The following is a 21928-nucleotide window of genomic DNA, read 5'->3' on the forward strand; positions in this document are numbered from 1 at the left end:
TACATTCCGAACCCGGAAGCTAAGCCTTACAGCGCCGATGGTACTGCTGGGGGGACCCGGTGGGAGAGTAGGACGCCGCCGAACAAATTTTGAGGCTGGACCCCGAACTTCGGTTTGGGGTCCAGCCTTTTTTCGTTGGGTGTCACTTGCAGTTCACGTTGCGCAATCAGCATCCGAAGCATGGGTACTGCTGCACTGCTCAGGGCCGCTGGGGTCGGCGTCGGTGATGAGGTCATCGTGCCTGCGTTCGGGAACGTCGAGGTCACCGAGGCTGTGGCCCTGGTGGGGGCGGCGCCGGTGTTCGCCGACATCGATCCGATGACGTACTGCCTGGATACGGTGGCGGTCGAGGCGGCTGTGAGTGTGCGGACTGCGGCGGTGGTTGTGGTGCATCGGTTCGGGCGGCCGGCGGATCTCGGGGGGATGCGTGGCGTTGGGCAGCGGCATGGGCTGCTGGTGCTGGAGGCGGGGGAGTCCGGGGCGCCGTACGACGAGGTGGCTCAGCGGCGGCAGCGGGCGGGGTATCTCGATGCGAAGTTGCGGGGGGTGTGCCCGCCCGAGGGCGGGGTGGGGCATACGTATCAGCAGTATGTGGTGCGGGTGCTCGGGAATGGGCGGCCCGACCGGGATGCTTTCGCACGGGCTTTGCGGGCCAGGGGAGTTGACTGCCGGGTGCCGGTGAAGACCCCGGTGCATCGGATGCCGGAATTCCGGCGGTGTGTTTCGCTGCCGGAGACGGAGCGGGCCGCGGATGAGACGTTGGCGCTGCCCGTGGATGCCGGATTGACCAAGCGGGACATGCAACGGGTCGTGACGGCCTGCAATGCACTCGGCGGACTGCTTCAGCCCGCTTTCTGATCGTGGTTGGGAGCACAGGTCAGCTCGGGGTATGATCTATTCCGTTGCTGCGAGCAAACCTCACCAAGCAACAGGCCCCTATAGCTCAGTCGGCAGAGCGTCTCCATGGTAAGGAGAAGGTCAACGGTTCGATTCCGTTTGGGGGCTCTGAACGGAAAGAAGCCTCCGCCCAGTTGGGCGGGGGCTTCTTTCGTTGTGGGTGTGGTCAGGTGGGCAGGCCGGGGACGCGCAGCGTCAGGATGGCCATGTCGTCCGAAGGAGCGTCCGAGGCGAAGCGTTCCACCGCGCGCATGACGCGGGCGGCCACCGCGCCGGCCGTGAGGCCCGTGCAGGTGGTGAGGACCTCGGTGAGTCCGTCGTCGCCCAGCATGCGGGTGCCCTCGCGGCGTTCGGTGACGCCGTCCGTGACGCAGAGGAGGACATCGCCCGGGTCGAGGGTGATCGTCTGCTCGTACAGTTCCAGGTCCTCCAGGACGCCGAGGAGCGGCTGGGGTTCGGCGGCCGGTTCGACCGTGCCGTTCTGGCGCAGGCGGAGGGGGAGCGGGTGGCCGGCGCAGACCACCTTCAGTTCGGCGCTGCCGTCCTCGCGGGGGCGCAGCTCGCCGTAGAGGAGGGTCAGGAAGCGGCTGCGGGCGCCCTCGTCGAGGATGGCGGAGTTGAGGCGCTGGAGGACGGCGGGGCCGCTGAGGCCCTCGCGGGCGAGGAGGCGCAGGGCGTGTCGGGCGAGGCCGGTGACGGCCGCCGCGTTGGGGCCCGTACCGCAGACGTCTCCGATGGCGAAGCCGTAGGTGTTCTCGCCGATGGGGAAGACGTCGTAGAAGTCGCCTCCCACTTCGTTGCCTTCTCCGGCTGCTCGGTAGATGACGTCGACCTCGACGCCGGCGATCTGGGGGAGGCCGGGTGGCAGGAGGCTGCGCTGGAGGGACTGGCTGATGGCGGTGCGCTCGGAGTAGAGGCGGGCGTTGTCCAGGGCGAGGGCGGCGCGGCGGGAGAGGTCCTCGCCGAGTTCCAGGATCTCCTGGCGGAAGTGTTCGTCGGTGGGCTTGCCGAGAGTGAGCATGCCGATGACGCGGTTGCGGGCGACGAGGGGGAGGACCACCGTTTCGCCGCCGACGGCGGAGGCGGTGGCGAGGGTGGTGTTGATACCGGCGCTGATGGAGGCGGGTTCGCTCAGGCCGAGGCTGCGCATGGAGGTGCGCAGGGCGGCCTGGTGGGCGGCCTCGGCGGGGGCCGTCCAGACATGGGCGCCGGGGGTGGGGACCGGGTCGGGCGGGGGGATCTTGGAGAGCAACGATTTGATGCCGTCGATGAGTTCCTCGTCCTCGTGCAGGACGTAGGAGAGATAGGGCTCGGATGCCTGGTCGGCGAGGGTGTAGACGGCGCACCAGGTGGCCAGGGTGGGGACGGTCATCTGGGCCATGAGGGCGAGGGTCTGGTCGCGGTCCAGGGTTCCGGCGAGCAGGTCGGAGGCTTCGACGAGGAAGCTGAGGGAGCCTCTGCGCAGCCGCTCCAGCTCGCCGAGGCGGGCGGATTCGACGGCCAGGGCGATGCGGTCGGCGGCGAACTGGAGGCGCAGGGCCTCTTCGTTGGAGTAGCGGCCCGGGGCTTCGGCGGCGACGCCGAGGGAGCCGGTGAGGCGGCCCTCGACCTTGAGCGGAACGGTGACGACCGAGCGCATGCCGGTGCCGTTGAGGAGCGGGACGGCGCCGGGGACGGAGGAGAGATCGTCGTGGACGGCGGGCATGCGGGCGGAGCCGTAGCGGCCGGGGCCGGCTTCGACGGGGACGCGGGCGAAGCGCTGGCGGGCGGAGGGCAGGCCGGTGGAGGCGCGGACTTCGAGTTCCGTCTCGTCGTCGGTGGCGAGGAGGAGGAAGGCGGAGTCGGCGTCGAGCATGTCGCGGGCGCGTTCGACCGTGCGCTGGAGGAGGCCGTCGAGATCGTCGGGGGCCGGGGAGCCGATGAAGACCTCGAAGGGGTCGCTGCTCTGGCCCTCGGCGCTCTTGGCGGTGTCGGGGGCGGAGACGCGGACCGGGGTCTGGAGGACCGCGCGCTCGTCGTCGCGGACCAGCAGGCAGACGGTGGAGGGGTCGCCGTCGGTGTCGCGGACGCGGAGGTGGGAGGCGTAGACCGGGACGACGCGGCCGGCCGCGTCGCGGATGCCGTAGCTGCCTTCCCAGCGGGAGAGCTGGAGGGCTTCGGCGATGCCGGTGCTGGTGCCGGGGGTGTGGGGCCAGGCGGCGAAATCGGTAAGAGGCTTTCCGGTCACCTGTTCGGAGGGGTAGCCGAAGAGATCCTCGGCGTCCTCGTTCCAGGCGGAGACCGAGCCGCTGCGGTCGATCTGGATGACGGCGACGCGGACCCGGCCGTCGGCGAGCGGGAGCAGGTCGGTGGGGAGGCAGGGCCCGGCGGCGCGGGTGCCGACGGCCCGCTCGGGGAGGTCGAGCTGGAACCAGACCTGCTTGTGGGTGGGGGTGTAGTCGACGCCCCAGCGGCCGGCCAGGGCGGCGCAGAGCTGGAGGCCGCGCCCGCCCTCGCGGTCGAGGTTGCCCATGGCACCCGCGGAGCCCTGGAGCGGGATCTCGCGCTCGGGGTAGCGGTCGGCGACCTCGACGCGCACGCCGTCCTCGCTGCGCAGGCACAGGACGTCAGCGGCGGTGCCCGCGTGGACCACCGCGTTGGTGACCAGTTCGCTGGTGAGGACCACCGCGTCGTCGACGATGTCGGCGAAGCCCCAGCCCTGGAGGGTGTCGCGGACGAAGGAGCGGGCGGAGGCGACCGAGCGCCCGAGGGGCTCGAAGCTGGCGGTCGCACGCGCGGTGATCACGGAACTCCTCGACCGGTCGTCCATGGGCAGGGCTTGCCGGCCGGCCGGCTCCCGCCGCGACTGCGACGGCAGACCACCCGTCGGCCGGGGGTCCGGGGGGTGCCCCCCGGGGATCAGTCCGGTGGTCATGGTGACGGCCGCCCCTCCGATGCCCGCTCGTTCTCGTACCACCGCCCAGGCCGGTCGGACCGGCATGGCTGGACAGCCGCATGCAAGGTTACTTACCTTCCCCGTCCATGCGGATGCCGGTCACCGGTGTTTCCGTCCGGAGGGTGCGGACGGTGTGCGAAGCTGCCGAACTGTTATGGCCTGGTTCTGCCGGGGTGAAACACTGGGCAGGCTTCCGATGAAGGTCCGGGCGGGCCGAGTGTGACGCGTGCGAGGTGGGCAGCAGCCCCAGTGCGGTCCGTGGGCCGCCCGGAGCGTGGTGGCATCGGGGGAAGGCGGCCCGGTACACCGGAGTGCGGGAACGGAACCACCTGAGCACGGCAGAAATGGTCGACCCCTGCGGGAGGGACACAGTGGAGTCTGGCGCAGCGACGCGGGGCACTGGGACGCGCGCGAAGGGCGGACGTGCCCCGGAGAAGCGGCGTCCACCACGCGGCGGCACCACCACGGTGGACACGGCCGCCCTGGACCGGCTGCTGACCGCGCTGGTGGCCATGCGGGACGGGAACTTCCGCAAGCGGCTCACGGTGTCCGGCGACGGGGTGATGGCGGAGATCGCCGCCGTCTACAACGAGGTCGCGGAGCGCAATCTCCATCTCACCGGTGAACTGTCCCGGGTACGCCGGGTGGTCGGGCGGGACGGCAAGCTGACGGAGCGGCTGGAGGCGGGGGCCCTGGAGGGCTCCTGGGGCGCCGCGATCGATGCCTCGAACGCCCTGGTCGACGATCTGGTGCGGCCGGTCTCCGAGGTCGGCCGGGTGCTGTCGGCGGTGGCCGAGGGGGATCTGTCGCCGCGGATGGAGCTGCGGCAGCAGACGGCGGAGGGGCCGGGGAATCCGCTGCGGGGTGAGTTCCTGAAGGTCGGGCGGACTGTAAACAACCTTGTCGATCAGTTGTCGACGTTCACCGACGAGGTCACGCGGGTCGCCAGCGAGGTCGGCACCCAGGGCAAGCTCGGCGGTGAGGCGCGGGTGCGCGGGATGTCGGGTTCGTGGAAGGACCTGACGGAATCCGTCAACACCATGGCGAACCGGCTGACCGCGCAGGTGCGGGACATCGCGCTGGTGACCACGGCGGTCGCCAAGGGTGACTTGTCGCGCAAGGTCACGGTCGACGTGGCCGGCGAGATGCTGGAGCTGAAGGTCACCGTCAACACGATGGTCGACCAGCTCTCGGCGTTCTCGTCCGAGGTGACCCGGGTGGCGCGCGAGGTCGGCACCGAGGGCGAGCTGGGCGGGCAGGCCCGGGTGCCCGGTGTGGCGGGGGTGTGGAAGGAACTCACCGACTCGGTGAACACCATGGCGGGCAATCTGACCGCCCAGGTGCGGGGAATCTCACAGGTCACCACGGCGGTCGCCAACGGCGATCTGTCGCAGAAGGTGACCGTGCAGGCGCGCGGCGAGGTCGCGCAGCTTGCAGAGACGATCAACCAGATGACCGAGACCCTGCGGATCTTCGCCGACGAGGTCACCCGGGTGGCCAATGAGACCGGCGGTGAGGGGCGGCTCGGCGGGCAGGCGAACGTGCCCGGCGCGGCCGGTACCTGGAAGGACCTGACGGACTCGGTCAACACGGTCTTCCGGAACCTGACCACCCAGGTGCGGGACATCGCGGCCGTCACGACCGCCGTGGCCAGCGGTGATCTGACGCAGAAGGTCACCGTGAACGTGGCCGGCGAGATGCTTGAGCTGAAGAACACCGTGAACACGATGGTGGACCAGCTCTCCGCGTTCTCCTCCGAGGTCACCCGGGTCGCCCGGGAGATCGGCGTCGAGGGCGAACTGGGCGGTCAGGCACAGGTGATGGGGGCGGCCGGTACCTGGAAGGACCTCACCGACTCGGTCAACACCGCCTTCCGCAATCTGACCGGGCAGGTCCGCAACATCGCCCAGGTCACGACGGCGGTCGCCAACGGTGATCTGTCGCAGAAGGTCACCGTCGACGTCTCCGGCGAGATGCTCCAGCTCAAGAACACCGTGAACACCATGGTGGATCAGCTCTCGTCGTTCGCCGAGCAGGTCGTGCGGATGGCCCGGGAGGTGGGTACGGAGGGCCGTCTCGGCGGTCAGGCGCAGGTGCCGGGGGTCTCCGGGACCTGGAAGGAACTCACCGACTCGGTCAACTCCATCACCGGCAATCTGACCGCCCAGGTGCGGCAGATCGCGCAGGTCACGACCGCGGTGGCGCGGGGTGATCTGTCGCAGAAGATCACCGTGGACGCGCGCGGGGAGATCCTGGAGCTGAAGAACACCGTCAATACGATGGTCGACCAGCTCTCCGGCTTCGCCGACCAGGTGACGCGGGTGGCGCGCGACGTGGGTACGGAGGGGCGGCTCGGCGGCCAGGCGCAGGTCCCCGGTGTCGCGGGGGTGTGGCGGGACCTCACGGACTCCGTGAATGGAATGGCAGGAAACCTTACTGCCCAGGTGCGGCAGATCGCCCAGGTCGCCACGGCGGTCGCCCGCGGTGACCTCTCGCAGAAGATCACGGTCGACGCGCGGGGCGAGATCCTGGAGCTGAAGAACACCCTCAATACGATGGTGGACCAGCTCTCGTCGTTCGCCGAGGAGGTCACCCGGGTCGCCCGGGAGGTCGGCACCGAGGGCAAGCTGGGCGGTCAGGCGGAGGTGCAGGGCGTCTCCGGGACCTGGAAGGACCTCACCCAGTCGGTGAACTTCATGGCGAACAACCTCACCGTGCAGGTGCGGTCCATTGCCGATGTCACCACCGCGGTCGCCAAGGGCGACCTGTCCAAGAAGATCACCGTCGACGCCAAGGGCGAGATCCTCGAACTCGTCACGACCGTCAACACGATGGTCGATCAACTCTCGTCCTTCGCGGAGCAGGTCACCAAGGTGGCCCGCGAGGTCGGCACCGAGGGCATCCTCGGCGGCCAGGCGCATGTCCCCGGTGTCGTCGGCATCTGGAAGGACCTCAGCGACAACGTCAATCTGATGGCCAAGAACCTGACCATGCAGGTGCGCAACATCTCGCAGGTCGCGGCGGCGGTCGCCAACGGCGATCTGACCCGGACGGTGACCATCGAGGCGCGGGGCGAGGTCGCCCAGCTCGCCGACACCTTCAACACCATGGTCAAGACGCTGAGTTCGTTCGCCGAACAGGTCACCAAGGTGGCCCGTGAAGTGGGCACGGACGGCATCCTGGGCGGTCAGGCGCATGTCCCGGGCGTGGCGGGCACCTGGAAGGACCTCACCGAGTCGGTGAACCAGATGGCGTCCAACCTGACCGGTCAGGTCCGCAACATCGCCATGGTGACGACCGCCATCGCCAAGGGCGATCTGACCAAGAAGATCGATATCGACGCCCGCGGCGAGATCCTCGAACTCAAGACGACCATCAACACCATGGTCGACCAGCTCTCGTCGTTCGCGGAAGAGGTCACGCGCGTGGCCCGCGAGGTGGGCACGGAAGGACAGCTCGGCGGTCAGGCCCGGGTAAGGGATGTTGACGGTACCTGGCGGGACCTCACCGAGTCCGTGAACGAAATGGCAGGAAACCTTACCCGGCAGGTGCGGGCCATCGCGCGGGTGGCGACCGCGGTGACCCGGGGCGACCTCAACCTCAAGATCGACGTGGATGCCTCCGGTGAGATCCAGGATCTCCAGGACTACATCAACAAGATGATCGCCAACCTCCGCGACACCACCATCGCCAACAAGGAGCAGGACTGGCTCAAGGGCAACCTCGCCCGGATCTCCGCTCTGATGCAGGGCCGCCGGGACCTGGAGGACGTGGCCTCGCTGATCATGAGCGAGCTGACCCCGGTGGTCGCCGCGCACCACGGGGCGTTCTTCCTCGCCATGCCGCTGCTGGACGGCAAGGACGTGGCGGCCGGTTCGGACGACGACTACGAACTGCGGATGCTGGGCTCGTACGGGTACTCGATGGGGTCGATGCCGACCTCGTTCCGGCCCGGGGAGGCGCTGGTCGGGACCGCCGCCAACGAGAAGCGGACGATCCTGGTGGAGAACGCGCCCAGCGGCTATCTGAAGATCTCCTCCGGGCTCGGTGAGGCGCCGCCCGCGCAGGTCATCGTGTTGCCGGTGCTGTTCGAGGGCAAGGTGCTCGGGGTGATCGAGCTGGCCTCCTTCACCCCGTTCACGCACATCCAGAAGGACTTCCTCAACCAGATCGCAGAGATGATCGCGACCAGCGTCAACACCATCTCCGTCAACACCAAGACCGAGGTGCTGCTGAAGCAGTCCCAGGAGCTGACCGAGCAGTTGCGGGACCGGTCGGAGGAGTTGGAGAACCGGCAGAAGGCCCTCCAGGTGTCCAACGCCGAACTGGAGGAGAAGGCCGAGCTGCTCGCCCGCCAGAACCGGGACATCGAGGTGAAGAACACCGAGATCGAGGAGGCCCGCCAGGTCCTGGAGGAGCGCGCCGAGCAACTCGCCGTCTCGATGCGCTACAAGAGCGAGTTCCTCGCCAACATGTCCCATGAGCTGCGTACGCCGCTGAACTCGCTGCTGATCCTGGCCAAGCTGCTCGCCGACAACGCCGACGGGAATCTGACGCCCAAGCAGGTCGAGTTCGCCGAGACGATCCATGGCGCCGGTTCCGATCTGCTCCAACTGATCAACGACATCCTGGACCTGTCCAAGGTCGAGGCGGGCAAGATGGATGTCTCGCCGACCCGGATCGCGCTCGTCCAGCTCGTGGACTACGTCGAGGCCACCTTCCGGCCGCTCACCGCGGAGAAGGGCCTGGACCTCTCGGTGCGGGTGTCGCCGGAGCTGCCGGCCACCCTGCACACCGACGAGCAGCGGCTCCTCCAGGTGCTGCGCAATCTGCTGTCCAACGCGGTGAAGTTCACCGACTCCGGGTCGGTGGAGCTGGTGATCCGGCCGGCCGGGGCGGATGTACCGCAGTCCATCCGGGAGCAGCTCCTGGAGGCCGGTTCGGTGACCGACCCGGGGGCCGCGCTGATCGCGTTCTCGGTGACGGACACCGGGATCGGTATCGCCGCCAGCAAGATGCGGGTCATCTTCGAGGCGTTCAAGCAGGCCGACGGCACGACCAGCCGCAAGTACGGCGGTACGGGGCTCGGGCTGTCCATCTCGCGGGAGATCGCCCAGCTTCTCGGCGGGGAGATCCACGCGCAGAGCGAGCCCGGCCGCGGCTCGACCTTCACGCTGTATCTGCCGCTGCACCCCGGTGAACTGCCCGCGCAGGGCTTCCAGACGGCCCCTCAGGGGTCCGAGCCGCTGGCGATCGAGGCGCGCCTGGCGGTGCCCCAGATCGAGACGCCGGCGGAGGTGAAGTCGTACCAGGAGACGCAGAGCGGGGCGGCGGCGCTGTTCCGGCGTCGACGCCGGGGTTCGGAGGCGTTCTCGCGGCCCTCGGTGCAGCGGCCGGAGAGCTGGGCGCCGGAGCGGTCCGAGGTGGACCACGAACCGGCCGCGGGGCCGCGGTTCGGCGGCGAGAAGGTGCTCATCGTCGACGACGACATCCGCAATGTCTTCGCCCTCACCAGCGTCCTGGAGCAGCACGGGCTGTCGGTGCTGTACGCCGAGAACGGGCGCGAGGGCATCGAGGTGCTGGAGCAGCACGACGATGTCGCGGTCGTTCTGATGGACATCATGATGCCGGAGATGGACGGGTACGCGACCACCTCCGCGATCCGGCGGATGCCGCAGTTCGCCGGGCTGCCGATCATCGCGCTGACCGCGAAGGCGATGAAGGGCGACCGGGAGAAGGCCATCGAGTCCGGCGCGTCGGACTATGTGACCAAGCCGGTGGATCCGGATCATCTGCTGGCGGTGATGCGGCAGTGGATGCGGGTGGAGTGAATGGGGCGGACGGGGTGGACGGGGTGCCTCGCGTGTCCTGGGCGGCCCGAGTGACCTGAGCGACCTGAGCGATTTTGGCCGGGCTCCGCGGGTCTGGGCGGGGCGCGGTGGTCCTCGGTGGGCCTCAGGCGTCGGGTGCCCGCGTGCGTGGGTGCGCGGCATCAGCTCGACGTGGGTGAAGCCCCGGTTCTGTCAGGTGCTCGCGCGCGTAGGTGCCGGTAGTGGCGGGAGCTGGAGCGGCGCGTATTCACGCGGAGTTGCTGACACAGTGTGCGCGTCGCCGTGTGGACGTACGCGATTCGGGGAACCTTCTGGTCTCCCGTAGCGTTTCTGCTATGTGCACAGTGACATCACGGTGACAGGGTGTGGCGACGGGCGGGGTGCGGCTACGATGACCGGCACGAGGACGGGCGGCGAGACGGAGTCGTCCCCGGGGGTGGCCCGAGACGGCGCTTCCCCAAGTCCTTCGGACAGGGGAGGCCCCATGCCGGGGCGAGGAGGGCGGGCCATGGTGCAGAAGGCCAAGATCCTCCTGGTCGATGACCGGCCGGAGAATCTGCTGGCGCTGGAGGCGATCCTCTCGGCGCTCGATCAGACGCTGGTCCGGGCATCGTCCGGGGAGGAAGCGCTCAAAGCGCTGCTCACGGACGATTTCGCGGTCATTCTGCTGGACGTCCAGATGCCGGGGATGGACGGTTTCGAGACCGCCGCGCACATCAAGCGGCGTGAGCGGACCCGGGACATCCCGATCATCTTCCTCACCGCGATCAATCACGGACCGCACCACACGTTCCGCGGGTACGCGGCGGGCGCGGTCGACTACATCTCCAAGCCGTTCGACCCGTGGGTGCTGCGGGCGAAGGTCTCGGTGTTCGTCGAGCTGTACATGAAGAACTGCCAGCTCAGAGAGCAGGCGGCGCTGCTGCGGCTCCAGTTGGAGGGTGGCGGCGGCAAGAGCGGGACCGGGGCCGGGAAGGAACCGGCCGGGCTGCTCGCCGAGCTGTCCGCGCGGCTGGCCGCGGTCGAGGAGCAGGCCGAGGCGCTGTCCAAGCAGTTGGACGACGAGTCCGCGGACGCGGCGGCCGTGGCCACGGCGGCGCACCTGGAGCGCAAGCTGACGGGTCTGCGGCGGGCGTTGGACGCGCTGGAGCCGGGGGCGGGTGGGGCGGCGGCGGTCTCTCTGCCGCAGTGATGGTCTGTCCCTTCGGCCGAGTGAAGTGCGAGTGACGGCTTCTTCGTCCCGGTGACGGGGTTTCCGCTCCGGTAGCGGGCCGGGTCTGCGGGGGCGTGGGGGCGGACCGGGTTCCTCCTCGGCGGTCCCGGGGGCGGCGCGTATGGCGTATGCGCCCCCCAAGGGCCCGCTGTGTCCCCTCCCTGTGGGTGCCCTCACAGCTCCTCATACCCCCCTCACATCCCGTCAGTTCCGGAGCCCCCGGGGCGACACGAATGGGTGAAGGCACCGGCACGCGGGTCGACACCCCGGTGCGGCGGTACTCTCGCACCTATGGCCTCACGTCCCTCCGCAGCCAAGAAGCAGCCCGCCAAGAAGGCGGCGGCTCCGGCGAGGAAGGGCGCTGCCAAGAAGGCTCCGGCTCCGGCGAAGAAGGCGCCCGCCAAGAAGCCCGCCGGGAAGGCCCCCGTCAAGCGGGCCGTCAAGAAGGCCGCGCCCCCGCCCAAACCGGCGCCCAGTCCGACCGGCGGCGTGTACCGGCTCGTGCGCGCCCTCTGGCTGGGGCTGGCGCACGCCGTGGGCGCGGTGTTCCGCGGGATAGGGCAGGGGGCCAAGAACCTGGACCCGGCCCACCGCAAGGACGGGGTCGCGCTGCTCCTGCTGGCGCTCGCCCTGATCGTCGCCGCCGGTACCTGGTCCAATCTGCGCGGCCCGGTCGGCGACCTCGTCGAGATGCTGGTGACGGGTGCCTTCGGGCGGCTCGATCTGCTGGTGCCGATCCTGCTGGCCGTCGTCGCGTTCCGGTTCATCCGGCATCCGGAGCAGCCCGACGCCAACGGACGGATCGTCATCGGGCTGTCCGCGTTGGTGATCGGCGTGCTCGGCCAGGTGCACATCGCCTGCGGCTCGCCCGCGCGCACCGAGGGCATGCAGGCCATAAGGGACGCCGGCGGGCTCATCGGATGGGGCGCGGCCACACCGCTGTCGTACACGATGACCGATGTGCTGGCCGTGCCGCTGCTGGTGCTGCTCACCGTGTTCGGGCTGCTGGTGGTCACCGCCACGCCGGTGAACGCGATCCCGCAGCGGCTGCGGCAGCTCGGTGTCCGCCTCGGCCTCGCCCAGGACCCAGAGGCGGGCGGGCGCAGCGAGGACGACGAGCGCTACGACGACCAGTGGCGGGAGTCGCTGCCCGCGCGAAGCCGCAAACGCGGCGGGGCGGCCGACGGACCGTACGACCCCGAGGAGGCCGAGGAAGAGGCCCTCTCGCGGCGCCGCGGGCGTCCGAGGCGGTCGGCGGTGCCGCAGCCCGGCACGGACCGGCAGATGGACGCCGTGGACTTCGCGGCAGCCGCCGCGGCCGATCTGGACGGGGCCGTACTGCATGGCATGCCGCCCTCGCCGCTCGTCGCCGACCTCACCCAGGGCGTGCGGGTGGGCGACCGGGAGGACACCACCCCCACCCCGCTCCCCTCGCCGTCGCCGGTGCCCGGGGCGCGGCCCCGGCAGGAGAAGCTCACAGGGGCGGTCCCCGACCTCACCAAGGCGCCGCCGGACGAACTGCGCGATCTGCCGGCCCGTGCGGAGCAGCTCCAGCTCTCCGGCGACATCACCTACTCCCTGCCGCCCCTGGACCTCCTGGAGCGGGGCGGGCCAGGCAAGGCGCGCAGCGCGGCCAATGACGCGATCGTCGCCTCGCTGACCACCGTCTTCACCGAGTTCAAGGTCGACGCCGCCGTCACCGGCTTCACCCGGGGGCCGACGGTCACCCGCTACGAGGTGGAGCTGGGGCCCGCCGTCAAGGTCGAGCGGATCACCGCACTGACCAAGAACATCGCCTATGCGGTCGCCAGCCCGGATGTGCGGATCATCAGCCCGATCCCGGGGAAGTCGGCCGTCGGCATCGAGATCCCGAACACCGACCGGGAGATGGTCAACCTCGGGGATGTGCTGCGGCTCGCGGAGTCGGCGGAGGACGACGATCCGATGCTGGTCGCCTTCGGCAAGGACGTCGAGGGCGGCTATGTCATGCACTCGCTGGCGAAGATGCCCCACATGCTGGTCGCCGGCGCCACCGGCTCCGGCAAGTCGTCCTGCATCAACTGTCTGATCACCTCGATCATGATGCGGGCCACCCCCGACGACGTCCGGATGGTCCTGGTCGACCCCAAGCGGGTCGAGCTGACCGCCTACGAGGGCATCCCGCACCTGATCACGCCGATCATCACCAACCCGAAGCGCGCCGCCGAGGCCCTCCAGTGGGTCGTCCGGGAGATGGATCTGCGCTACGACGATCTGGCCGCGTACGGCTACCGGCACATCGACGACTTCAACGAAGCCGTTCGCAACGGCAAGGTGAAGCTGCCCGAGGGCAGTGAGCGCGATCTCCAGCCGTATCCGTATCTGCTGGTGATCGTCGACGAGCTGGCCGATCTGATGATGGTGGCGCCGCGGGACGTCGAGGACGCGATCGTGCGGATCACCCAGCTCGCGCGGGCGGCCGGTATCCATCTGGTGCTGGCCACCCAGCGGCCGTCCGTGGACGTCGTCACCGGGCTGATCAAGGCGAACGTGCCCTCCCGGCTCGCCTTCGCCACCTCCTCGCTCGCCGACTCGCGGGTCATCCTCGACCAGCCCGGCGCCGAGAAGCTGATCGGCAAGGGCGACGGGCTGTTCCTGCCCATGGGCGCCAACAAGCCGACCCGTATGCAGGGCGCCTTTGTCACCGAGGACGAGGTCGCGGCCGTCGTCCAGCACTGCAAGGACCAGATGGCGCCGGTCTTCCGGGACGACGTCACCGTGGGCGGCAAGCAGAAGAAGGAGATCGACGAGGACATCGGCGACGACCTCGATCTGCTCTGCCAGGCGGCCGAGCTGGTGGTGTCCACGCAGTTCGGGTCGACCTCCATGCTCCAGCGCAAGCTGCGGGTGGGCTTCGCGAAGGCCGGGCGGCTGATGGACCTGATGGAGTCCCGGAACATCGTCGGGCCGAGCGAGGGCTCCAAGGCGCGCGATGTACTGGTGAAGCCGGATGAGCTGGATGGGGTGCTGGCGGTGATTCGGGGGGAGGCGGCGGGGTAGTGGGTGGGGGCGTGGTGATCCGGAGAGAGTCGGCGGGGTACTGGGGGCCTCGCGGTGGTCCGGGGGAGTCCGTGGGGTATCGGGGGGCCGGCGGGGTAGCCGTGGGGCGTGAGGGACCGGGACCGGGGTGCTGCACGCTGTCCTCGTCAGGGTGGACCCCGGGATGGCCTCCGTGCCGTCGGACGGGTGGCCCGGTCGGGGCATACGGGTGGTCGTTGGGGCCCGGTTCGCGGCGCGGGCGGAAAGCCGATGCGGAGTCTCGCCCAAATCGTGATCCTGGTCGTGCTCCGTTGGGCGTCCGCGGGACTCACCCGTAAGGGATCATTGAGCAACCGTTTCCCTTCGGCGTACGTCAAGTTGAGGGAAGCGGAAAAGAGCTGTCCCACCATCGGTATGACGGGCCATACCGATGGCGTACAAAGTGGTGTCGCCCGGTTGCCCCACCCTTTCGTACCCCCTCAGACTGAACTTCCAGCACAGGTGGCTACACGCTCGAAAGGCGCCCCCGTGTCCATCGGCAACTTCCCTGAAGACGAGCGTCCGTTCGACGACGTATCCGACGTATCCGAGGAAGCCCACCCCTCCATCGGCCGTGTGCTCCAGCAGGCGCGGATCGCGGCCGGGCTGACCGTCGACGAGGTCAGTACCGCCACCCGGGTCCGGATCGCCATCGTGCACGCGATCGAGGCCGACAACTTCGCGCCCTGCGGGGGTGACGTCTACGCCCGCGGTCACATCCGGACCCTGGCGAAGGCCGTGGGCCTCGATCCGAGCCCGCTGCTGGCCCGGTACGACGCCGATCACGGCGGGCGGCCCGCCCCGACCGCGGCGGCCCCGATGTTCGAGGCGGAGCGGATCCGCCCCGAGCGCCGGGGGCCGAACTGGACGGCGGCCATGGTCGCCGCGATCGTCGCCGTGATCGGCTTCGTCGGGTTCACCGTGTTCAAGGGTGACGCCGACGGCGGCGCCAAGGACCAGGTCGCCGGTGGTGCCACGCCGTCGACCGAGGCGTCGACCTCGCCGTCCGCCGGGACCGGCAAGCCCGCCGCCCCCACCCCCGATCCGACCGAGAGCGCCATCGCCGCCGCGCCGCAGGACAAGGTGACCGTCCAGGTCAGCGCCACGGACGGGCGGAGCTGGATCTCCGCAAAGGACCACAGCGGACGCCTGCTCTTCGACGGCCTGCTCAAGCAGGGCGACTCCAAGACCTTCCAGGACAGCTCCAAGATCAACCTGGTGCTCGGCGACGCCGGGGCCATCCAGCTCTATGTGAACGGCAAGAAGATCGACGAGGACTGGCAGCCGGGGGCTGTGGAGCGGCTGACGTATACCAAGGGGGATCCGCAGGCGGGGTGAGGTGTTGCGGGGTTCCTGGGCGGGGTTTTCCGGTGCGGGGCTCCTGTGGGGCTTCCTCGCACTGCGGGAGCCGTTTTCCAGGGGTGCGGTTTCTCCGGGCCTGCGATGAGGGTGTCCAGGGAGCCGTTTTCGGTGTTTGCTGTGCGGCTCCTGTGCGGGTGTCCCGCGGGGGCGGTGCCAGGGTGGTGCGGGGCCGGGGCCGGGCAGGATCGCCCTGGCCCCGTCGGCGTGGGGTGTCAGTGGGACGAAGTAGTCTTGAGCCCATGCCTGAACGCCGTACCGTCGCACTCGTCACGCTTGGCTGCGCCCGAAACGAGGTGGACTCCGAGGAGCTCGCGGGCCGTCTGGAGGCGGACGGCTGGCAGCTCGTCGCGGACGCCGAGGACGCCGATGTCGCCGTGGTGAACACCTGCGGATTCGTCGACGCCGCCAAGAAGGACTCGGTCGACGCCCTGCTGGAGGCCAATGACCTCAAGGGACACGGCCGGACCCAGGCCGTGGTCGCCGTGGGCTGCATGGCCGAGCGGTACGGCAAGGAGCTGGCCGAGGCCCTCCCCGAGGCCGACGGTGTGCTCGGGTTCGACGACTACGCGGACATCTCCGACCGGTTGCAGACCATCCTCTCCGGCGGGGTCCACGCCTCCCACACGCCGCGCGACCGGCGCAAGCTGCTGCCGATCAGCCCCGCCGAGCGGCAGCAGTCCGCCGCCGAGGTGGCGCTGCCCGGCCATGGGTCCGCCGGGGATGCCCTGGCCCCGGAGGGCGAGGCCCCGGTCGATCTGCCCGACGGTCTCGCGCCCGCGTCCGGCCCCCGCGCGCCCCTGCGCCGCAGACTCGACGGCTCACCGGTCGCCTCGGTCAAGCTGGCCTCCGGCTGCGACCGCCGCTGTACCTTCTGCGCCATCCCGTCCTTCCGCGGCTCCTTCATCTCCCGCCGCCCCAGCGATGTGCTGAACGAGACGCGCTGGCTGGCCGAGCAGGGCGTCAAGGAGATCATGCTCGTCTCCGAGAACAACACCTCCTACGGCAAGGACCTCGGCGACATCCGGCTCCTGGAGTCCCTGCTGCCCGAGCTGGCCGGGGTCGACGGCATCGAGCGGGTGCGGGTCAGCTACCTCCAGCCGGCCGAGATGCGGCCCGGCCTGATCGACGTACTCACCTCCACGCCCAAGATCGCCCCGTACTTCGATCTGTCCTTCCAGCACTCCGCGCCCGATGTGCTGCGCGCGATGCGGCGCTTCGGGGACACCGACCGGTTCCTGGAGTTGCTCGACACCATCCGCGGCAAGGCGCCCCAGGCCGGGGTGCGCTCCAACTTCATCGTCGGCTTCCCCGGTGAGAGCGAGGCCGACCTCGCCGAGCTGGAGCGGTTCCTCACGCACGCGCGGCTCGACGCCATCGGCGTCTTCGGCTACTCGGACGAGGACGGCACGGAGGCGGCGACGTACGAGAACAAGCTGGACGTGGATGTCGTCGCCGAGCGGCTCGCCCATGTCTCCCGGCTGGCCGAGGAGCTTGTCTCGCAGCGGGCCGAGGAGCGCCTCGGGGAGACCCTGCGGGTGCTGGTCGAGTCCGTCGGCCCCGAGGAGGGGGTGTACGGGCGCGGGGAGCACCAGGCGCCCGAGACGGACGGCCAGGTGCTGCTCACGAGCGGCGAGGGGCTGGCGGTCGGTCGTATGGTCGAGGCGAAGGTGGTCGGTACGGAGGGTGTCGACCTGGTGGCCGAGCCCCTGACGGTCCTCGCGTCGGCGACCGGGCCGCGGGGCTCGCACGTGGGCCGTGAGGAGGCGGGCAGATGACGGGAGTCCCGGCGTCGTCGGCTGCGGGGGGCTCCGCCGGGGTGAACGGGGTGCATGGGGAGCGTGGAGTGCACGGGGCTCATGGGGTTCATGGTGCGCATGAGGTGAGTGAGGCGGGGGGTGCCGCTGAGGGGGGCGGTGCGGCTGAGGGTGGCGGTGGCGGTGGGCGTGCCGGGGGTTCTGGGGTTGGGGGAGTCGGCGGGGGTGGGGTTTCCGGAGGGGTTGGTTCCGGTGGTTCGGGTGCCTCGGGCGGTTCGGGGCGTGGGGTTTCCGGGGCGGCGGCCCGGGGTGAGGGCGGCGCGGTGGGCGAGGGGGGCATCGGTGAGGGTGGGGAGTCGTCGGACGGGCGGGCCCTGCGGGGCGGGAAGCTGGCCGCCGCCGCGGTCAATCAGGCGAGCGTCTGGAACATCGCCAACCTGCTGACCATGCTCCGGCTGGTGCTGGTGCCCGCGTTCGTCGCACTGATGCTCGCCGACGGCGGCTACGACCCGGCCTGGCGGTCACTGGCCTGGGCGGCCTTCGCCATCGCCATGATCACGGATCTGTTCGACGGGCATCTCGCGCGTACGTACAACCTCGTCACCGACTTCGGGAAGATCGCCGATCCGATAGCGGACAAGGCGATCATGGGTGCGGCGCTGATCTGTCTGTCGGCGCTGGGCGATCTGCCGTGGTGGGTGACGGCCGTCATCCTCGGCCGGGAACTCGGCATCACGCTGCTGCGTTTTCTTGTCATTCGGTACGGCGTCATCCCGGCGAGCCGTGGTGGCAAGCTCAAGACGCTCACCCAGGGCGTGGCGGTCGGGATGTACGTACTGGCGTTGACGGGCTGGCTGGCCACCCTGCGGTGGTGGGTGATGGCGGCGGCGGTCGTCCTGACCGTGGTCACCGGTCTCGACTATGTACGACAAGCCATTGTGCTGCGCAGACAGGGAATCGCCGAGCGCAGGGCGGCGGCGGAGGAGACGGACGCGTGAATTCCACGGCCGCCGACGTGCTGCGACTACTGACAGTGAGAGGCGAGACGGTCGCCGTCGCCGAGTCGCTGACCGGCGGACTGGTGGCGATGGAGCTGACGTCGGTACCGGGGGCGTCCAAGGCGTTCCGGGGATCGGTCACTGCCTACGCGACCGATGTGAAGCATCGCGTGCTGGGGGTCGACGCCGGCCTTCTGGAGGCGCGCGGAGCGGTGGACGCGCAGGTCGCGGCGGAGATGGCGGCCGGAGTGCGGGCCTTGCTCGGCGCCGACTGGGGCGTCGCGACCACGGGCGTGGCGGGGCCGGACGCGCAGGACGGACAGCCCGTAGGGACGGTTTTCGTGGCCGTCGACGGGGTAGAGGGCGCTCATTCCGATTCTGCCGGTGGCGGAAAAGTGCTGGCCCTGCGGTTGAACGGCGGACGCGAGGAAATCCGTAGGGAGAGTGCACGGAGCGTACTCGCACTGCTTCTGGAGCAGCTTGCGGGCGAACAGACCGGGAATGAGCGGGCACAGGATACGGAACAGAACGGGGGGTTTTGATGTTTGCAGCCCTGAGTGAACACGACATCGCTCCCCGCACGGCCGCGGCGCTAGGCGGTACGGTGGGGCGTGAAGGATGCGGTTACGCGGTCCGAGGAGGGAGCCACCGATGATTCTGCTCCGTCGCCTGCTGGGTGACGTGCTGCGTCGGCAGCGCCAGCGCCAGGGCCGTACTCTGCGCGAAGTCTCCTCCTCCGCCCGAGTCTCGCTCGGCTATCTCTCCGAGGTGGAGCGGGGGCAGAAGGAGGCTTCCTCCGAGCTGCTCGCCGCGATCTGCGACGCGTTGGACGTACGGATGTCCGAGCTCATGCGCGAGGTGAGCGATGAGCTCGCCCTCGCCGAGCTGGCCCAGTCCGCTGCGGCCACTCCCAGCGAACCTGTACCTACGCCGGTCCGGCCGATGCTGGGTTCCGTCTCGGTGGCCGGGGTGCCTCCGGAACGGGTGACGATCAAGGCGCCCACCACCGAGGTGGTCGCCGCGTGAGATGCGGGCGCGTGCTCTGTCGCTGACGGGGTGGGTGTGCGTATGTAGGTGTGGACGTGTGAGTGAAGCCCCGGTCTGGGCTTCTTCGGGGAGCGTGGCTTTCTGGAGGGGTGGGCCGGGGTTTTTGCGTGGGTGTGAGTGTGAGCGTTGGTTGGGGGTGCTGGTGCTTGGGGTGGGAGGGGTGTGGGTGTGCGTTTGGGATTGTGGCTCCGGCTTCGGGTCCGGGTAACGGCTTCAGCTTCGGCTTCGGTGAGTTGGGGTGGTTGCTCCGTTTGCCGGTTTTGGGGGTTGAGGTCATCGTGGAGGGACGGTTCTCGGGGCCTTTCACGGAGGTGTGATGTACGTCGTCAAGAGTCCGCTGCCCGATGCGGACCTCAAGGTCGTGGCCGAAGCGCTCCAGTCCGCGCTGGTGGACCTCGTGGATCTGTCGCTCGTGGCGAAACAGGTCCACTGGAACATCGTCGGGCCCCGCTTCCGGTCCGTGCACCTTCAACTGGACGATGTGGTCGCCTCGGCGCGGGCACACTCCGACACCGTCGCCGAACGAGCCTCCGCCCTCGGTGTCTCGCCCGATGGGCGGGCCGCGACGGTCTCGGCCGACAGCGGGATCGGTGCGGTGCCGAACGGCTGGATCAAGGACAGCGACGCTGTGAGGGTGCTGACCGATGCGCTCGCCGCGGCGATCACCCGGATGCGGGAGCGGGTGAACTCGACGGAGAAGCCGGATCCGGTGTCCCAGGACATGTTCATCGGGATCACGGCGGATCTTGAGAAGCATCATTGGATGTTCCAGGCCGCGAGTGATTGATCCTGTCCGATCCCGCTGGTCTCGCTGATCCCGTCGGCGGAGCGCGGGCGGGGGCTCGCGGCCGTGTGCCGCTGGTGCGCCCTGCCGGCCGCTATGGGCGGCGTTCTGGTGTCGGACCGGAGGAGGGCGACCATGGCGGGGCGAATAGTGCGCTGGGGGGTCGGGCTGGTGTTCGGTGCGGTGTGGTGGTGGGCCGTCGTACGGCTCGCCATCGCGCCGGGCGCGGGGGTGGTGGAGGGTGCTGTCGCGGCTGGGGGGTGGGGGCTCAGTCTGCTGCCGGTGCATTGTGTGCCGAGGGCACGGGCTGCGGGGGCGCTGGCGGCCGGGCGGTGGCGGGCGGCTTGGCGGGGGATTGGGCCTCGGGGTGTGGGGGGTGGGGCGGTCGATTGAAGTGGTGTGTGGGGGTGAGCGCGCGCGTCTACCACGGCATGGCTACGCCGCCGTTCGGGCGCAGGATCTGGCCGGTGGTGAAGGGCGCGGCGTCGGAGGCCAGGTGGAGGACGGCGCGGGCCGGGTCCTCGGGGTGGCCGACACGGCCCCGTGGGGACATGCGGGACATGCGGGTCTCGGTGGGGGACGGGCCGGGGGTGCCGGTTCGAGGGGTGGGGTGTGAGGGGTGGGGGTGTGGTGGTCGGTCGTGGGGGTGCGGGTCCAGCCCGGGGCGACCGCGTTGACGCGGATGCCGTGGCGGCCCACCTCCGCGGTGAGGGTCCCGGTCAACTGGACCACCGCCGCCTTGGTCGCCCCGTAGCGGAGCAGGCCGGGGCTGCCGGTGTCGATCGCGTCCGATGCCATGGTGACGATGGAGCCCGGGGTCGCGCGGGCGATCATCAGGCGGGCGGCCTCCTGGCAGGCGTGGAGCACCCCTTGAAGTTGACGTCCAGGACCCGGTCGAGGTCCTCGTTCCGGGTCTCCAGGACCGGGCTGCTGTGCGTGATCCGGCGATGGCGGCCGTGATGTGCGGCGTCCGGCAGGAGGTGACGGCCTCCTGGAGGCGGGCGCGGTCCGCGCAGTGCACGGTGGCGCCTGCGCGGGTCGGCAGTACGGCCGGGGCGCGGCCGATGCCGCTCGCGGCGCCGGTGCCGAAGGGGGTGCGGCCGGTGAGGTCGTAGGCGGTGGCCATGAGGGGACGGTGTGAGCATTTCTGGCGGGTCGTCAATTGGTGTGGCGGGGTGGGTGGTGGCCGACGGTGGGGTGCGGGGTCGGGTTTCGGTGGGGTGCGGGGGAGCCGGGTGCGGGGCCTCGCTGGCAGGTCGGGCACCAGTACGTGGGGCGGGCGCGTGAGCCGTCGCCCTGGTCGGCCGCCTGGATCGGGGTCCGGCAGCGGAGGCAGGGGCGGGCCGCCCGGCCGTAGACGAACAGGTCCTGGCCGCGGCGGCCGGTCGTGGTGCGGACCGGGCGGTCGCGGTTGGCTTCCAGGAGTTTCTTGGCGAGGGGTGGGAGCTGGGCCGCGCGGTCGGTGGGGAGGGCGCCGATGGGGAGCCAGGGGGTGGCGCCAAGGAGGAAGCACAGCTCGCTCTTGTAGACGTTGCCGATCCCGGCGAGGTTGCGCTGGTCCAGCAGGGCTTCGCCGAGGGGGCGGGCGGGGTCGGCGAGGAGGTTGGCGAGGGCGCGGTCCGGGTTCCAGTCCGGGCCGAGGAGGTCGGGGCCGAGGTGGCCGACCACACGGTCCTCGTCGGAGGTGCGCAGCAGGTCGAGGACGGGGAGGCGGTATCCGACGGCTGTGCGGTCGGTGGTGCCGAGGATCACCCGGATCTGGTGCGCGGGGCCGCCGGTCCAGCGCTGGTCGTTGGCGAACACCTTCCACGCGCCGTCCATCCTGAGGTGCGAGTGGAGGGTGATGCCGCCTTCGATGCGGGTGAGCAGGTGTTTGCCGCGCGGGGTGACGTCGTGGACGCGGCGGCCGGTGAGGTCGGCTGTCGCGTACTGGGGGACGCGCAGGTCGGAGCGGGTCAGGATCCGGCCGGCGAGTGCGGTGTGCAGCCGCTGTGCCGTCTGCCGGACGGTGTCACCTTCGGGCATGGGTCAAGGGTGGCATGGGGGGAGG

13 protein-coding genes, 1 tRNA gene, 1 rRNA gene and 1 pseudogene are annotated in these 21928 nt (G+C 70.1%); 13 read left to right on the forward strand and 3 right to left on the reverse strand.

Features of this window, described 5'->3' with window-relative positions:
• From rrf to AB0O01_RS33465, 3 genes are all read left to right on the forward strand, one after another.
• Window positions 1–84 (forward strand): 5S ribosomal RNA (rrf, locus tag AB0O01_RS33455); the annotation flags it as partial.
• A gap of 111 nt (window positions 85–195) precedes the next feature.
• A complete protein-coding gene (locus AB0O01_RS33460; RefSeq protein WP_365319590.1) occupies window positions 196–858 on the forward strand; it encodes a DegT/DnrJ/EryC1/StrS family aminotransferase in 663 nt (220 codons plus the stop codon).
• 74 nt (window positions 859–932) lie between these two features.
• Window positions 933–1005 (forward strand) — tRNA-Thr (locus tag AB0O01_RS33465).
• A gap of 58 nt (window positions 1006–1063) precedes the next feature.
• Here AB0O01_RS33465 and AB0O01_RS33470 read toward each other — a convergent pair.
• Complete coding sequence (locus AB0O01_RS33470; protein ID WP_365319419.1) at window positions 1064–3811, reverse strand: SpoIIE family protein phosphatase; 2748 nt, start codon at window positions 3809–3811, stop codon at window positions 1064–1066.
• Window positions 3812–4203: 392 nt separating this feature from the next.
• Here AB0O01_RS33470 and AB0O01_RS33475 point away from each other — a divergent pair, with 392 nt between their 5' ends.
• The 10 genes from AB0O01_RS33475 to AB0O01_RS33520 all read left to right on the forward strand — a co-directional run bounded on the left by AB0O01_RS33475 (window position 4204) and on the right by AB0O01_RS33520 (window position 20271).
• Complete coding sequence (locus tag AB0O01_RS33475; RefSeq protein WP_365319421.1) at window positions 4204–9663, forward strand: HAMP domain-containing protein; 5460 nt, start codon at window positions 4204–4206, stop codon at window positions 9661–9663.
• A gap of 508 nt (window positions 9664–10171) precedes the next feature.
• A complete protein-coding gene (locus AB0O01_RS33480) occupies window positions 10172–10855 on the forward strand; it encodes a response regulator (protein ID WP_365319423.1) in 684 nt (227 codons plus the stop codon).
• A gap of 312 nt (window positions 10856–11167) precedes the next feature.
• The gene (locus tag AB0O01_RS33485) at window positions 11168–13915 is read left to right on the forward strand and encodes a DNA translocase FtsK (protein ID WP_365319425.1); all 2748 of its coding nucleotides are present in this window, start codon (window positions 11168–11170) and stop codon (window positions 13913–13915) included.
• Window positions 13916–14422: 507 nt separating this feature from the next.
• Window positions 14423–15271 carry a RodZ domain-containing protein gene (locus AB0O01_RS33490; RefSeq protein WP_365319427.1) on the forward strand — a complete coding sequence of 283 codons (849 nt, stop codon included), beginning with the start codon at window positions 14423–14425 and terminating at the stop codon, window positions 15269–15271.
• Between the two features lie 263 nt (window positions 15272–15534).
• Window positions 15535–17070: a 30S ribosomal protein S12 methylthiotransferase RimO gene (gene rimO, locus AB0O01_RS33495; protein ID WP_365319429.1), complete on the forward strand. Its 1536-nt coding sequence runs from the start codon at window positions 15535–15537 to the stop codon at window positions 17068–17070.
• 302 nt (window positions 17071–17372) lie between these two features.
• A complete protein-coding gene (pgsA, locus tag AB0O01_RS33500) occupies window positions 17373–18047 on the forward strand; it encodes a CDP-diacylglycerol--glycerol-3-phosphate 3-phosphatidyltransferase (RefSeq protein ID WP_365319431.1) in 675 nt (224 codons plus the stop codon).
• Window positions 18044–18589: a CinA family protein gene (locus AB0O01_RS33505; protein WP_365319433.1), complete on the forward strand. Its 546-nt coding sequence runs from the start codon at window positions 18044–18046 to the stop codon at window positions 18587–18589. The genes pgsA and AB0O01_RS33505 overlap by 4 nt, the downstream gene beginning before the upstream one ends.
• Window positions 18590–18698: 109 nt before the next feature.
• The gene (locus AB0O01_RS33510; protein WP_365319435.1) at window positions 18699–19073 is read left to right on the forward strand and encodes a helix-turn-helix transcriptional regulator; all 375 of its coding nucleotides are present in this window, start codon (window positions 18699–18701) and stop codon (window positions 19071–19073) included.
• 337 nt (window positions 19074–19410) lie between these two features.
• Window positions 19411–19881, forward strand: a complete 471-nt coding sequence (locus AB0O01_RS33515; protein ID WP_365319437.1) for a DNA starvation/stationary phase protection protein — start codon at window positions 19411–19413, stop codon at window positions 19879–19881.
• A gap of 132 nt (window positions 19882–20013) precedes the next feature.
• Window positions 20014–20271, forward strand: coding sequence for a hypothetical protein (locus AB0O01_RS33520; RefSeq protein WP_365319439.1), 258 nt, complete (start codon window positions 20014–20016; stop codon window positions 20269–20271).
• 28 nt (window positions 20272–20299) lie between these two features.
• Here the strand turns inward: AB0O01_RS33520 and AB0O01_RS33525 are convergent.
• Together AB0O01_RS33525 and AB0O01_RS33530 are read right to left on the reverse strand one after the other, a co-directional pair.
• Window positions 20300–21004: pseudogene (locus tag AB0O01_RS33525) on the reverse strand (SDR family oxidoreductase).
• A 32-nt stretch (window positions 21005–21036) separates the two neighbouring features.
• Window positions 21037–21903: a DNA-formamidopyrimidine glycosylase family protein gene (locus tag AB0O01_RS33530; protein WP_365319441.1), complete on the reverse strand. Its 867-nt coding sequence runs from the start codon at window positions 21901–21903 to the stop codon at window positions 21037–21039.
• Window positions 21904–21928 lie beyond the last annotated feature (25 nt).

The sequence above is a fragment of the Streptomyces sp. NPDC093252 genome, assembly GCF_040683675.1.
Lineage (GTDB): Bacteria > Actinomycetota > Actinomycetes > Streptomycetales > Streptomycetaceae > Streptomyces.

Coding starts and splice junctions, on each gene's coding strand:
- AB0O01_RS33470 (WP_365319419.1), bottom strand. CDS start 3,811: ATGACCACCGGACTGATCCCCGGGGGGCACCCCCCGGACCCCCGGCCG.
- AB0O01_RS33480 (WP_365319423.1), top strand. CDS start 10,172: ATGGTGCAGAAGGCCAAGATCCTCCTGGTCGATGACCGGCCGGAGAAT.
- AB0O01_RS33485 (WP_365319425.1), top strand. CDS start 11,168: ATGGCCTCACGTCCCTCCGCAGCCAAGAAGCAGCCCGCCAAGAAGGCG.
- rimO (WP_365319429.1), top strand. CDS start 15,535: ATGCCTGAACGCCGTACCGTCGCACTCGTCACGCTTGGCTGCGCCCGA.
- AB0O01_RS33510 (WP_365319435.1), top strand. CDS start 18,699: ATGATTCTGCTCCGTCGCCTGCTGGGTGACGTGCTGCGTCGGCAGCGC.
- AB0O01_RS33515 (WP_365319437.1), top strand. CDS start 19,411: ATGTACGTCGTCAAGAGTCCGCTGCCCGATGCGGACCTCAAGGTCGTG.
- AB0O01_RS33520 (WP_365319439.1), top strand. CDS start 20,014: ATGGCGGGGCGAATAGTGCGCTGGGGGGTCGGGCTGGTGTTCGGTGCG.
- AB0O01_RS33530 (WP_365319441.1), bottom strand. CDS start 21,903: ATGCCCGAAGGTGACACCGTCCGGCAGACGGCACAGCGGCTGCACACC.